This is a genomic window from Planosporangium flavigriseum (genome assembly GCF_011947225.1).
GTDB lineage: Bacteria > Actinomycetota > Actinomycetes > Mycobacteriales > Micromonosporaceae > Planosporangium > Planosporangium flavigriseum.
In genome coordinates, this window is sequence record NZ_JAATVW010000006.1 from 78,514 (window position 1) to 91,331 (window position 12,818).

11 protein-coding genes are annotated in these 12,818 nt (G+C 72.9%); 3 read left to right on the forward strand and 8 right to left on the reverse strand.

Going from position 1 to position 12,818, the window contains the following annotated elements; genetic code table 11:
* Window positions 1-4: 4 nt before the first annotated feature.
* Complete coding sequence (locus tag HC028_RS11140) at window positions 5-1,522, forward strand: PP2C family protein-serine/threonine phosphatase (protein WP_168076165.1); 1,518 nt, start codon at window positions 5-7, stop codon at window positions 1,520-1,522.
* Here the strand turns inward: HC028_RS11140 and HC028_RS11145 are convergent.
* The 4 genes from HC028_RS11145 to HC028_RS11160 all read right to left on the reverse strand — a co-directional run bounded on the left by HC028_RS11145 (window position 1,514) and on the right by HC028_RS11160 (window position 5,525).
* Window positions 1,514-2,737, reverse strand: a complete 1,224-nt coding sequence (locus HC028_RS11145) for a sensor histidine kinase (protein ID WP_239075214.1) — start codon at window positions 2,735-2,737, stop codon at window positions 1,514-1,516. The genes HC028_RS11140 and HC028_RS11145 overlap by 9 nt on opposite strands.
* A gap of 77 nt (window positions 2,738-2,814) precedes the next feature.
* On the reverse strand, window positions 2,815-3,555 hold the full coding sequence (locus HC028_RS11150) for an FAD:protein FMN transferase (RefSeq protein ID WP_203981106.1): 741 nt from the start codon (window positions 3,553-3,555) through the stop codon (window positions 2,815-2,817).
* 7 nt (window positions 3,556-3,562) lie between these two features.
* Complete coding sequence (locus tag HC028_RS11155) at window positions 3,563-4,105, reverse strand: FMN-binding protein (RefSeq protein WP_168076176.1); 543 nt, start codon at window positions 4,103-4,105, stop codon at window positions 3,563-3,565.
* Window positions 4,106-4,130: 25 nt separating this feature from the next.
* On the reverse strand, window positions 4,131-5,525 hold the full coding sequence (locus HC028_RS11160; RefSeq protein ID WP_168076178.1) for a ferredoxin reductase family protein: 1,395 nt from the start codon (window positions 5,523-5,525) through the stop codon (window positions 4,131-4,133).
* A 301-nt stretch (window positions 5,526-5,826) separates the two neighbouring features.
* On the opposite strand from HC028_RS11160, the gene HC028_RS11165 reads away from it, so the two are divergent.
* Entirely contained in the window at window positions 5,827-6,786 is a 960-nt protein-coding gene (locus HC028_RS11165) for a hypothetical protein (RefSeq protein ID WP_168076180.1), read from the forward strand.
* 7 nt (window positions 6,787-6,793) lie between these two features.
* Here HC028_RS11165 and HC028_RS11170 read toward each other — a convergent pair whose 3' ends face one another.
* A complete protein-coding gene (locus tag HC028_RS11170; protein WP_168076182.1) occupies window positions 6,794-7,651 on the reverse strand; it encodes an NAD(P)-dependent oxidoreductase in 858 nt (285 codons plus the stop codon).
* 185 nt (window positions 7,652-7,836) lie between these two features.
* The gene (locus tag HC028_RS11175; protein WP_239075215.1) at window positions 7,837-8,589 is read right to left on the reverse strand and encodes a COG4315 family predicted lipoprotein; all 753 of its coding nucleotides are present in this window, start codon (window positions 8,587-8,589) and stop codon (window positions 7,837-7,839) included.
* Window positions 8,590-8,774: 185 nt separating this feature from the next.
* On the opposite strand from HC028_RS11175, the gene HC028_RS11180 reads away from it, so the two are divergent.
* Window positions 8,775-10,256 carry an amidase gene (locus tag HC028_RS11180; RefSeq protein WP_168076186.1) on the forward strand — a complete coding sequence of 494 codons (1,482 nt, stop codon included), beginning with the start codon at window positions 8,775-8,777 and terminating at the stop codon, window positions 10,254-10,256.
* On the opposite strand, the gene HC028_RS11185 is transcribed toward HC028_RS11180, so the two are convergent.
* Together HC028_RS11185 and HC028_RS11190 are read right to left on the reverse strand one after the other, a co-directional pair.
* Window positions 10,253-11,710: an amino acid permease gene (locus tag HC028_RS11185; protein ID WP_239075216.1), complete on the reverse strand. Its 1,458-nt coding sequence runs from the start codon at window positions 11,708-11,710 to the stop codon at window positions 10,253-10,255. The two genes, HC028_RS11180 and HC028_RS11185, sit on opposite strands and share 4 nt — an antisense overlap.
* Window positions 11,711-11,797: 87 nt before the next feature.
* Window positions 11,798-12,805, reverse strand: a complete 1,008-nt coding sequence (locus HC028_RS11190) for a lactonase family protein (RefSeq protein ID WP_168076190.1) — start codon at window positions 12,803-12,805, stop codon at window positions 11,798-11,800.
* Window positions 12,806-12,818 lie beyond the last annotated feature (13 nt).

Below are 12,818 nucleotides of genomic sequence, written 5' to 3' on the forward strand. Positions count from 1 at the left end.
GGCGATGGAGTCGACCGTACAGGCCGTCCTGGATGTGCTGCCGATGTCGGCGGCCGTCCTGTCGCCGGTACACGACGATGCCGGTGAGATTGCCGACTACGTCATCGAGGCGGCGAGCCCGGAGGCGATCGACATCGCCGGTCGGCGCGGTGCCGATCTCGTCGGCTTGCGCGTGCTGGAGTGCTACCCGACGATCCGGAACGGCCCACTGTGGACGGTCCAGCGGCAGGTGCTGGCGGACGGTCAGGTGCGCGAGGTTGGCCCGTTCGCCTATGTCGAGGACGCGCGGGGAGTTCCGGCCGAGGCGGTGTTCTCGTTCCGGGTCAGCCGGCTGGGCGCCGGCCTGCTGGTGTCCTGGGTCCGCCACGACGAGCAGCGGCGCCAGGCCGAGCGGATCGAGCGCGCCGAACGGCTGGGCAACCTGGGCTGGTTCGAGCGGGATCTGATCACCGGCCGGACCGAGTGGTCCGACCAGGTGTACCGGATGTTTGCCGCCGACCCGGCCGATGGCCCGCTGTCGTTCGCTGCGATGGCCGAGCTGATGCCGGCCGAGGACGTGCCGGCGTTCACCCAGGACCTGGCCAGGATCGTCGAGGGCGGCGAGGCCATCGACATCGGGTACCGCATTCGGGTGGGCGGCGTGGTGAAGCACCTGCGGTCGTACGTCGAGGTCATCCGCGACGCCGTCGGCCGGCCGCTGCAAATCTACGGCATCGTGCAGGACGTCACCGCGCGTGAGGTCGCTCGCGAGCGCTTGGGGGCGGCCCGGCGCGAGTTGGCCGAGCACCGGCGCAGCCTCGACGCCGAGCACCGGCTCGCGGTCGAGCTGCAGCAGATCATCCTCCCGGTGCCGGAGGAGCCCGTGGATCTGCCCGGACTCCGGGTGGCCGTGCGCTACCTGCCCGCGGAGCAACTCGCGCGGATCGGCGGCGACTGGTACCACGCAGCGACACTCCCCAATGGACAGACGCTGCTGGCGATCGGGGACGTCGCCGGCCACGGGCTGCGCGCCGCAGCGACCATGGCCCGGCTGCGGCACGCGCTCGCCGCCCTGGCGGCAGCGACGACGGACCCCGCCGAGTTGATGCGGCTTCTCAACAGGGTGTTGTTCGACGCCGACGACGAGGCCACGGCCACCGCCGTGATCGCCCGCTATGACCCGCGACAACAGGTGCTGACCTGGGCGCAGGCGGGTCACCCGGCGCCGCTGCTGGCCCGAGGCGGCGCGCCGGCCCCGCTGCCCCGCCCGCGCGGACTGCTCCTGGGCGCGATCCGGGACGCCACCTACGAGGCGGCGACCGTGCCGATGAGCGTCGGTGACCTGCTGCTGCTGTACACCGACGGTCTGGTGGAGCGGCCCGGCCGCACTGTCGCCGAGGGGCTGGAGCAGGTCGCGGACGCCGTCGCCGACGCGATCAGGGCCTCGCCCGACCAGCCGCTGGCCCGGCTGCTGGGTGTTCTGCGGCAGGCCAATCCGCAGGATGACACGTGCGTGCTCGCCGCCCGGCCGCTGTCAGGGTGATCGCACCGCGCTGCGGCGCGCCGGGTGGGCGCACCGGGCCGTGGTAGGCGAGTGGGTCGGCGCGCGCAGGCGTACCCGGAACGTGGCGCCGGACCCGGGAGCGGTCTTCACGCCGACCGTGCCACCATGGGCGGCGACGACCGCCGCAACGACGGCCAGGCCCAGGCCGTTGCCGCCGGTGTGGCGGGCCCGCGACGCGTCGGCGCGGTAGAAGCATTCGAAAGCGCGGGCCGCGTGCTCCGGCGCCATCCCCGGGCCGTCGTCGGCAACCTCCAGCAGTATCGCCGACCCGTCGTCGCGCGTGACGGTGACGGTGACCGGCGTACCCGCCGGGGTGTGCGTCAGCGCGTTGCTCACGAGGTTGGCGACAACCTGGCGTAGCCGGAGCGGGTCGCCGTTGACGACGCAGGCGCCACTCGTACGCAGCTCGATCCGCCGGTCCGGGGCCACCGCGCGGGCATCGCGCACCGCGTGCGCGGCGACGGCCGCCACGTCGACCGGCCGGCGGCGGAGCGCTCGCCGCTGGTCGAGCCGCGCCAGCAGCAGGAGGTCCTCGACCAGCAGGCCCATCCGGTACGACTCGACCTCGATCCGGCGCATGAACCAGGAGACGTCGTACGCGGAGCTGGCGGCGCCCTGCCGGTACAGCTCGGCGAACCCGCGGATCGAGGTCAGCGGCGTCCGGAGCTCATGGCTGGCGTCGGCGATGAACCGGCGCATCCGCTGCTCGGACGCGCGGGCCTGCGCCTCGGAGGCTTCGCGGTCGCGGAACGCGTCCTCGACGCGCGCCAACATCGCATTCAGGGACCGGCTCAGGTGCCCGACCTCGGTCCGCGGGTCGCGCTCGGGTACCCGTTGGCCGAGCCTGCCCTCCGCCACGGCCGACGCCACGGCCTCGACCTGTCCCAGTGGGCGCAGGCTGGCGCGGACCAGCAGGTACGCCAGGCCGCCGAGCAGTACCAGGACGGCGCCGCTCGCCACGGCGTCGATGAGGGCCACGTGCGTGACGATGTCGCGGACGAGGGGACGGTCGAGACGGGCAGTCAGGTACCGGTCGAGCGCCGCGACCGCGACCGCGCCGGTCGTGACCTGAGCGACGGCGACGAGCGCCAGTACGGCGCCGACCAGGCGGACCCGCAGCGGTACCCGGTCGACCAACGAAGCGATCCGGCGGGTGGCCGCGGCGATGCGGGAGCTGACGGTCCGACTGGTCACCTCGCTACTCTGCTCGCGGCGCTGAAGGATCGCCGCTACCGCGCTGTGAGCTGCCTGGGAATGCGCGCCGGCGGCGGTTACCGCGGCCAGCCGGGCGTGGCGAGCAGGTCACCGTTGTCCCGGACGAGGAGCGCCTCGTACCCGGGCAGGCCGGCGAGCCAGACCACGGCCTGCGGGCCGCGCGCCACGGCGGCGGTGGCGTACACGTCGGCCCATGTCAGTGAGGGCCCGATGACGGTGACCGAGCGCAGGCCAATGGCCGGCGCGCTGGTGTGCGGGTCGATGATGTGCGCGCCCCGGTGGGCGCCGCCGGAGGTGGCCACCGCGCAGTCGGCGACCTCGATGGCCGTCAGCAGCCGGTCCGGCCGGCTCGGGTCCTCGATGCCCACCCGCCAGGAGCCGCGCAGCACCATGTCGCCACCGCCGCTCACGTACGCCTCGTGCCCGGCCAAGCGTGCGGCGGCGCGTTCCAGTCCCCACCCCTTCACCAGGCCGGACGGGTCGAACCGGGTCCCGCCGGAGGGGTCCGGCAGGGTGGCGTCGAAGTAGCCGTCGGTGCGTTCGCGTGCCTGCGCGCACAGGTCGGTCACGGCGTCGAGGAGCGGATCGGACACCGGCTCGCCGCGGTTCACCGCACTCACGAGGCTGTCCGGCCGAAATGGACTGAACAGTGCATCGACCAGGCGTAGTTCGGCGAACACCGTGTCGACGGCGTCGGCCACCTCCGCGGAGCCCGCCTGCGGCCCCCGCACGTGCACGCTGATCGGCAGTCCCATGATCTGCTCGATGAACGAGCGTCTGGTCAGCGTCGTATCCATGAACCGTTCAGCCCTTGAAGTGCGCGCTGTCCAGCGCGGCCTGCAGGGACTCGAGGTAGCCGTCGCTGGTGACCGTCGCGCCGGACACCACGTCGATGGTGGCGCTCTGGGCCGCGAGTACCTCCGAGCGCAGCTGCGGCACCGCATACGAGTTGATCTCGATGTCGCGGTGGTTCCCGCTCGGCACCTGCAGCGCCGTCACCTCGGTGATCTTGCCGCTGGTGATGTGGACCTGTACCTGCACCGGGCCCCAGCGCGTCTGCGCGACCGAGCCGTTGACCACCAGGTTCCCGGTCGACCCGGACGTGGAGCCTGAAGTCGAGCCGGAGCCTGACGTCGAGCCTGAGGTCGAGCCGGAGCCTGACGTCGAGGCGCTGTTGTCGGGCGGGCCGGCGGCCGCCGAGTCCGAGGTGGACCCGGAGACGATGCCGGGCGCGCCGGCGCCGGCCGCCGCGGCGGGCGCGGTGGTCCCCATGGTCGAGGTGCGGTAGCTGAACAGGAGGACGACCACGGCCACCGTGGCGACGAACCACATCGTGATCCTGCGCATGAGGTGTAGTTCCTTCCGACGTGGGTTACCAGGTGAAGCGTTCGAGGTGGATGCGGTCGGCGGGCACGCGGGCCCGGCGGGCCGCGCCCACCACCGCTTCCATCCAGGGATCCGGCCCGCACACGAACACGTCGTGGTGTGCGATGTCCGGGACGAGATGGCGTAGGCCCGCGGCGTCGTCGCCCCAGCCGGCCGGCAGCCACGACCCGTCACGGTCCCGCGGCCCGAGCAGGTACCGCACGTGTACGCCGCGGGCCGCCGCCAGGTGCTCCAGTTCACCCCGGAACACCAGGTCGGCCGCTTCCCGGGCGCGGTAGAGCAGCACCGCGTCGCCGGGCGCGTACGGCAACTCCTCCAGCAGCGCGCGCAGGGGAGTGATCCCGACCCCGGACGCGATCATCGCGACCCGGCGCGCGGTGCGCCGGTCGGCGGTCAGCCGCCCGTACGGCCCTTCGATCAGCACCTTCGTCCCCGGCCGCAGCGCCGCGACCTCCCGGCTGTCGTCCCCGAGCGTCTTCACCGTGATCCGCAGCGCGTCGGGCCGGGGAGCGGCCGACAGCGAGTACGGGTGGGCGCGGGTCCACCCCGGACCGGTCAGGAACCGCCACTGCAGGAACTGGCCAGCGCGCACCGGTAGCCGGTGCAGGTCGCGGCCGCGCAGGTAGACCGAGTGGACCCCGGGCGCCTCGCGGACGACCGTGGTGACCTCCAGACGGTGGCGCATCGACCGCCACAGCGGCAGCCCGAGCCGGAACACCAGCACCGCGCCGGCTGCGACACCGTACGCGGTCCACCAGTACACGGTCGCGACCGGTGAGCTGGTGAAGTCGGCCCCGGTCCACAGCTGGTGCGGCAGTGCCAGGCCCACCCCGAGGTAGGCGTACAGGTGCATCAGGTGCCAGGACTCGTAGCGCAGCCGGCGCCGCGCCGCGCGTACCGAGGTGACGACGACCATCACGAGCGCGGCGGTGCCGGCCACCGCGAGCAGCATCCCCGGGTACGTGGTGACCAGGTCCCACGCCTCGCGTACCACCGACGCGTGGGCCGTGCCGGCGTACCCGACGGTGATGAGCATGATGTGGGCGAGCATCAGGTTGAACGAGGTGAACCCGACCAGCCGGTGCCAGCGGGCGAGCTGGTCCTGACCGTAGGCGCGCTCGATCCACGGCACCCGCGCCATCAGCAGCACCTGTACCAGCAGCAGGTCGGCCGAGATCAGGCCGGCCAGGCGCCCGACCGAGGTAGTGGCGGTCCACAAGCCCCCGAGGTCCTGCAGGCCGCGGCCGCGTACCCACAGCGCCACGACGATCAGCATGCTGAAGGCGGTGACGGCGCCGATGACGTCCGGCCACCAGCCGCGCTTCGGGCGGATCGCCGATCCGGCGGCCGGCCCGGCCGTCCGGGTCGTGGTCGCTGTCATCGCACCTCCAGTTGTTGGCTGCTCAACTGTCGCGGGCGAACCTAAGAAATTCCTGTCGGCACCCTGAGAATTCCGTGATCGAGCGGGGTAAGTCGGATCACATGGCCCGTCCCCGCACCTCATGGTCATTCTCGCCGGCGGCGCCGGCGGCCGGCGGCACCGCCGGCGCCCGGGTGCGGCCGGAAGCCGCGTCCACGTCGTGAACGCGACCGCGCGGACCGGGCCGATGCCGAGTTAAGATGATCGATACCGCGCCACCGGTCTGGGTGCGGGGTCGGTACTCCTGTGGGGAGCCGTTGCCGTGAACTCGCCAGCGAGCCTCGCCGTGCATGCGGGCTTCATTCCCGCCATCGCGGTCACCCTGTGGCTGGGCCTGCTCGGCGCGGCCAGCGTGGTCCTCCTCGCGTCCGGTGTTCTCGCCTGGTGGCAGCGTAGCCGGGTGACGTGGGCGCCGGTGGCTCCGGTGACGCCGGTACGCAGCCGCCGGCCCGCATGCGCGGATCTGGTCCGGTTGGCGGCCGAGGTGGAGGCGCTGACCATGCACGCCGTCAGCGCCGGGATGGCCGCCGCTGAGGCGGAGGCCGCGGTGGCGGCGGCGCGCTCCCGGTGCCGTGCGGCCGAGGCGGCCCGGGAGCGCGCCTGGTACGAGTACGCCACCGCGCACCAGGCCTACCTGTCGGCGCTGAGTGCCGAACCCGGCGGCGACGAAGTCTGGCCCGCCGGCGGCGCACACGCCGTCTGGCCGGTCGTGGTCCCGGCGGAGACTGCGTCCACTGCGGAGGAGGCTTCGGCGACGCCGCTCGACCCGCCCGTACCGCGCCCCCGCCAGGATTCCGAGCTGCGGGACGACGTGGCGCGGGCGGCGCTCACCACCTACCGGCGCGGGGGTATCTCGGTCGAACAACTGCGCCGGATCCTGCGGCACTCCAGTGGATGGAGCCACCTGCACGCCCGGCACGAGCGTGAGGTGCTGCTGCGATGCGCGGCCGAGCGCGAGGCGCGCCGCCGGTACGCTACCGCCGCCGCGACGGAGCGCAGCGCGTACCAGGCCGTCGACGTGGCGACGGTCGCCGCCCGGGCCTGGGCCGACGAAGCCGCCGAGGCGGCCGAGGAGGCGCGGTTGGCGCGGGCCTACGCCAGCGAGTACCTGCGCCGGGCGAGGACCAGGCGGCGACTGCGGGGTCTGGCCGGCGGGAGCGGGACACCGGCGCCCGCCCCCGCGCCGGCGCCCGCCCCCGCGCCGGCGCCCGCGGCCGGCTGACGCTGGCTCACAGCGCCCGACGCGCCGCCAGGTACATGGCCGCCATGTCCTCGTCGCGGTGGCTGCGCTGGGCCACCGTGTCGAGGTGGCTGCGGGCCGCTTCGACGGCCGCCAGATCGACCCCGGCGGATCGGCCTGCCGCGAGGATGAGGTTCGCATCCTTGCGCGCGCCGTTGACCGGGAAGGACGGCGGGAACTCGCGGCGCATCATCAGGGCGCCCTTGACGTGGGCGTACTTGAGGTCGAGCGGCCCGCCGCCGATCACCTCCAGGAACGCCGCGCCGTCCAGGCCGAGCGCGTCGGCGAGGGCGAAGGCGTTCGCGACCCCTTCGGTCGCGGTCAGCACCCACGTGTTGACCACGAGCTTCAGGCGGCTGCCGGTGCCCGCCGGGCCCAGCCAGAGCGCCTTCGCGGCGATCGGCCGCAGCAGCTGCACGACGCTGTCGCGTACCTCGTCCGGGCCGGACGCGAGCACGGTCAGCTTGCCCTGCTCGGCCGGTTCCTTGGTACCGACGACGGGCGCGTCCACGTAGCGCAGTTCATAACTGAGCGCCAGCTCGGCGAGACGGTCGGCGCCTTCGAGGCCGACCGTGCTCATCTGCAGCCACAGGGCGCCGGGGCGCAGCCGGTCGCTCGCGGCCTCCATCGTCGCGGCCACCGCGTCGGCGTCGAAGAGCATCGTCACGATCACGTCGGCGCCGTCGACCGCCGTCGCCGGGTCGTCGGCCACCTGCGCGCCAGCCTCGGCGAGCGGCTCGGCCTTCGCGCGGGTACGGTTCCACACCCGTACCGTCTCGCCGGCCTTCAGCCAGTTGCGGGCCATCGCCGAGCCCATGATGCCCGTGCCGAGTACCGCGATTGTCATGCTGTGCTCCTTCTGCTGTATCCCGCGCCGCGTACCCACTCGCGGCCCGATCAACACAACATCTCAAACGCGGTGCGGCCCCGGACATGGGCCCGCGACGCCGCCGCCAGTTGAGCTGGCGACGACGCCGCGGGGGTCCGTGGAGCGTCGGTGGTTTTGTGTTGAAGGCCGGCTAGCTGCTCCGCCTAGTAGCCGCCACCGCTGCTGCTGCCGCTGTTGCCGCTGTTGCCGCTGGCCGGCGGCTCGACGGCCTTCGGCGTGCCGGTCGGCAGGCAGGTCAGGTTCTTCTTGCCGTTGGGGCTCACCACGAACCACGTGCCGCCGACGCCCTGGCCGGTCCACTTACCCGGGGTCTTGTCACCGATGTAGCGGTACAGCGGCCAGCCGCCGAGGGTGACCTGGGTGCCGCCGTCCGGGCGCTGGATCGTGCCGATAAGCGACGAGTCGACGCCCTCCAGTTGCGGGTTGCCGTCGGTCAGCACCGGGGGCCACACGATCGCGCACTTGTCCTTGCAGTTGGTAGCCGGCGGGTTGGGGGTGTCCTTGTCGAAGCGGTACAGCACCCACCCCTTGTCGTCGACCACGACCTGGCCCATGCGGGGCAGGCTCTTGGCGGCCAGCGACGTCGTCTTGTTACCGACCGCGGTGGCCGGGGCGGCGGCGGGAGCGGCCTGCTCGTTGTTGGCGGCCGCGTTCTCGTTGGCGGCCGCGTTCTCGCCGCCGGCCTGCGGGACGGCCTGGGCGTTGTCACCGCCGGCGACGCCGGCCGCCTGGTTGTTGTTCGGTGCGGCCAACGGGACCGTCTGGTTCGTGTTGCTCGCGGCGTTGTTGGCGGTGCTGTTGTGCGGCGCTCCGGCCGCCCGGACGCCCCACCCCGCCAGTGCGAGTGCGGTGAGCACCCCGCAGACGAGGTATGCTGCGCGGCTGGCTCGGATCACGTCTCCTCCTCGGTAGCTGACCGGATCGAACTTCATCCCGGAGTACGCGTGGGCCCGGCGGGCGGTTCACGGGTTCCTCAAACTAATTTCAGATGCACCTGTGGCCTCGCGAGAGTCGGGCTTGGCAAGCAAGTTACTCACCGGTACCTTGCTGGTCTGCGTACCGAAAGATCGCGGGAGGTCGTATGAGCCCGTTGCCCTTCACCGACATGTCGGCGTCCGCGCTGGCAGCCGAGATCCGCCAGGGGCGCGCGAGCGCGGCCGAGGTGGTCGAGGCGCACATCGACGTCTTCCGGCAGGTCAATCCCGGGCTCAACGCCCTCGTCGCGGAGCGCTTCGACGCCGCCCGCGAAGAGGCCCGGCGCGCCGACGCGCGGGTGGCTGTAGCCGCGCCCGACGAGCCCCTGCCGCCGCTGCTGGGCGTGCCGTGCACGGTCAAGGAGGCGGTGGCGTTCACCGGGATGCCGAACAGCTCCGGGGTGGTCGCCCGCGGCGGCGTCCCGGCCACCGCCACCGCCCCGGTCGCCCAGCGCCTGGTCGACGCCGGGGCGATCGTGCTCGGCGTGACGAACACGTCGGAGATGTGCCTGTGGGTGGAGTCCGAGAACCGCCTCTACGGGCGGACCCGGAACCCCTACAACCCGACGCGGACGGCGGGCGGCTCGTCCGGGGGAGAGGGCGCGGCGGTCGGCAGCGGGGCCTCGCCGTTCGGCGTCGCGTCGGACATCGGCGGCTCCATCCGGATCCCCTCGTTCTGCTGCGGCGTCTTCGGCCACAAGCCGACCCGTGGGCTGCTGCCCGCCACCGGGTCGTGGCCCCCGTGCGACGACGGGAACCGCGCGCTGTTCGCGCACGGACCCATCGCCCGCCGCGCCGAGGACCTCATGCCGCTGCTGCGCATCATGGCCGGCCCCGACGGCGTCGACCCCCTCGCCGCCGAGATGGATCTCGGCGACCCGGCCGACGTGTCCCTGCGCGACCTGCCGGTCCTGCTCATCGACGAGGCCTGGCCGCTGGCCGCGAGCGTGGACATGCTGTGGGCGCGCGAGCGGGCCGCCGGAGCGCTCGCCGCAGCCGGGGCCCAGGTGCGGCGCCGGCGCATGCCGGCGCTGCGGCGCGCGGTCGAGTCGTACATCACCACCCTGGCCCGGATGTCCGGCATCGGCGCGCGCGACGTGCTGTTCGCGGCCGGCGCGAACGAGGTCCACTGGCGGGCGCTGTTGCGCCGCGGCGGGCCGCACACCGTCGCGACCCGGCTGTTGCTGGTCGCCGAGCGGGCGCAGACGCGGCTGCCGCGCCGCTGGGCGGAGCGGTTGATCACGACGGGGGAGGCGATCGCCGACGAGCTGCGGAACGCGATCGGCGACGGCGTGCTGCTGGAGCCGACGCTCGCCACCACCGCGCCGCGCCACGGCCGTACGGTCGGGCGGCCGTGGTGGCTGGCCCACGTGGTGCCGTTCAACCTGGCCGGGCTGCCGGTCACCCAGACGCCCCTCGGGCTGGACCCCGAAGGTTTGCCGCTCGGGGTCCAGGTGGTGGCCGGGCACGGTCGCGACCACGTGTCGATCGCGGTCGCTCTCGAACTCGAACGGGTCTTCGGCGGCTGGACGCCACCGCCGCTGCACGTCGGCGGGCGGCCCGACCGGTTGGTCCGGGTGCTCAGTTAGGCCGACGTCGGGGCCACGGGCTCCTCCGGGGCGCGCTGGCCCGCGCGGCGCAGCCGGCTGTGGCGGGCGCCGTACAGGAAGTACACGGCCAGGCCCACGGCCATCCACACGACGAACCGGATCCAGGTCTCCACCGGCAGGTTCAGCATCAGCCACACGCTCGCGGCGACGCTCGCGACCGGTAGCCACGGCACGCCCGGCGCCCGGAAGGTCCGGGGCAGGTCGGGCCGGGTACGGCGCAGGATCACCACGCCGATCGACACCACCACGAACGCGAAGAGCGTGCCGATGCTGGTCAGCTCGGACAGCTCGGACAGCGGGATGAAGCCCGCGAGCGCGGCGACCACGACGCAGGTCAGGATCGTGACGACCCAGGGCGTACCGAAGCGGGGGTGGACCTTGGCGATGGCCGGCGGCAGCAGGCCGTCGCGGGACATCGCGAAGAACACCCGGGTCTGGCCGAGCATCATCACCAGGATGACGGAAGTGATGCCGGAGATCGCGCCCAGCGCGATGAGCTTGGCGGCCCAGCCCTGCCCGACGTCGTTGAACGCCTTCGCCAGGGGAGCGCCGGTGTTGAGGTTGGTGTACTTGGTCATGCCGGTGACCACCGCCGAGACGGCCACGTAGAGCAGCGCGCAGATGGCGAGCGAGGCGAGGATGCCGCGCGGCATGTCCCGCTGCGGGTTCTTGGTCTCCTCGGCGGCGGTGGCCACGATGTCGAACCCGATGTAGGCGAAGAAGACGATCGCGGCGGCGGCCAGGACGCCGAACCAGCCGAAGTGCTGCGGGGTGACCCCGGCGAGTACCTGCAGCAGCGGTGCGTTGCCGCCGCTGGCCTTCGGCGCGGGCTGCGCCGGCGGGATGAATGGCGAGTAGTTGGACGTCTTGATGAAGAAGATGCCCAGGCCGATCACGAAGAAGATGACCGCGAGCTTGACCCCGACGAGGACGTTGGTCAGCCGGCTCGACATCTTCATCCCGACGATCATGACGACGCCGAGCGCGAGGACGATGAAGATCGCGCCCCAGTCGGGCAGCGCCTTGTCCCCGGCGAGCCATCCCGGCAGGTCCAGCAGTTGCTGCAGGTATGCCGACCAGCCGCGGGACACGACCGCGGCGCCCAGCGCCAACTCCAGGCAGAGGTCCCAGCCGATGATCCACGCGACGAACTCGCCGAGGGTGGCGTAGGAGAACGTGTACGCCGAGCCGGCGACCGGCACGGTGGAGGCGAACTCGGCGTAGCACATCGCGGCGAGGGCGCAGACGACGCCGGCGATGACGAACGAGAGCACGATGGCGGGGCCGGCGTTGATCGCGGCCTGCTGTCCGGTCAGCACAAAGATCCCGGTGCCGACGATGACCCCGATACCGAACGCTGCCAGATCCACGGCGGTGAGGGACCTCCGGAGCCGGTACTCCGGCTCGTCCGTGTCCTTGATCGAGTCTTCCACCGGTTTAGTACGGAATATCCACACCGTGCACCTGCCCGTCACTTGATTGACAGCGTTCATGCCCGGTAGGTGGGGGGTTTGAAACGTTCAGTCCCGCCTGATCAGGACGCAGGCCGGGCTCGGCACGTCGATGCGCGCCCCGGTCGCCCGCGGCACGCCGGTGTCCGGGTCGACCCGCAGCACGGTGACCGCGTCCGAGTACTGGTTCGCCACGTACATCAGGTCGCCGTCGAGCGTGAAGTGGCGGGGCCACCGCCCGCCGGTGGGTGTCTCGTCGACGCCGCGCAGTTCGTCGCCGTCGACCGCGAACGTGGCCACCGTGTCGTTGCCCCGGTTGGCGACGTAGACGTACCGGCCGTCGGGCGACAGGGCGATCTCCGACGGCTGGTTGCGCTCGGCCGGCTCGGTCAGCGTCGCCGGTCGGCGGTACACCAGGCGCAGACCCCCGTCGGCCTGCGGCTCGTACACCGACACCGTGGACGAGAGCTCGTCGGCGACGTACCGGCGGCCGTCCGGCGCGCTGACCAGATGCCGGGGCCCGACCCCGGGGCCCGCGTGCGCCTGCCAGGTCGGGTTCAGCCGGCCGCCGGCGCCCAGGCGGTATCCGTAGATCGTGTCGGTGCCGAGGTCGACCGCGATCACCTCGTCCTCGGTCACCGTGACCTGGTGGGCGTGCGGGCCCTCCTGGCGGGACGGGTCGGGCCCGCTGCCGTGGCGGGTGACCAGGTCGGTGCGGGCGCCGAGCGTACCGTCGCTGTCGAGGGCGAAGACGGCGGCGGTGCCGTTGCCGTAGTTGGCGCACAGCAGGTGCCGCCCGTCGGCAGTGACGGCCAGGTGGCAGGGGTCCGAGCCGCCGCTGGGCTGGCGGGAGACCGGATGGAGGGCTCCGTCGGCGCCGACGGAGAGGGCGTTCACCGCGCCGTCGGCGAGCTCGCTGACCGCGTACAGGACCGGCGCGACCGGGTGGGCGACCAGCCAGGACGGGGCGGCGAGGGCCGACGTGGGCGCTGCGGGCGCGAGCTGCGCGTCCCACACCGAGATGCCGGTGCCCTTCCCGTCGACCTCCGGCGTGTACGACCCGACATAAATCAGCATGCGTGCGACCTTT

Excerpts from the sequence above, each read along its gene's own strand:
- HC028_RS11140 (WP_168076165.1), top strand. The coding sequence starts at position 5 with ATGGAGTCGACCGTACAGGCCGTCCTGGATGTGCTGCCGATGTCGGCG.
- HC028_RS11150 (WP_203981106.1), bottom strand. The coding sequence starts at position 3,555 with ATGGATACGACGCTGACCAGACGCTCGTTCATCGAGCAGATCATGGGA.
- HC028_RS11155 (WP_168076176.1), bottom strand. The coding sequence starts at position 4,105 with ATGCGCAGGATCACGATGTGGTTCGTCGCCACGGTGGCCGTGGTCGTC.
- HC028_RS11160 (WP_168076178.1), bottom strand. The coding sequence starts at position 5,525 with ATGACAGCGACCACGACCCGGACGGCCGGGCCGGCCGCCGGATCGGCG.
- HC028_RS11170 (WP_168076182.1), bottom strand. The coding sequence starts at position 7,651 with ATGACAATCGCGGTACTCGGCACGGGCATCATGGGCTCGGCGATGGCC.
- HC028_RS11180 (WP_168076186.1), top strand. The coding sequence starts at position 8,775 with ATGAGCCCGTTGCCCTTCACCGACATGTCGGCGTCCGCGCTGGCAGCC.
- HC028_RS11190 (WP_168076190.1), bottom strand. The coding sequence starts at position 12,805 with ATGCTGATTTATGTCGGGTCGTACACGCCGGAGGTCGACGGGAAGGGC.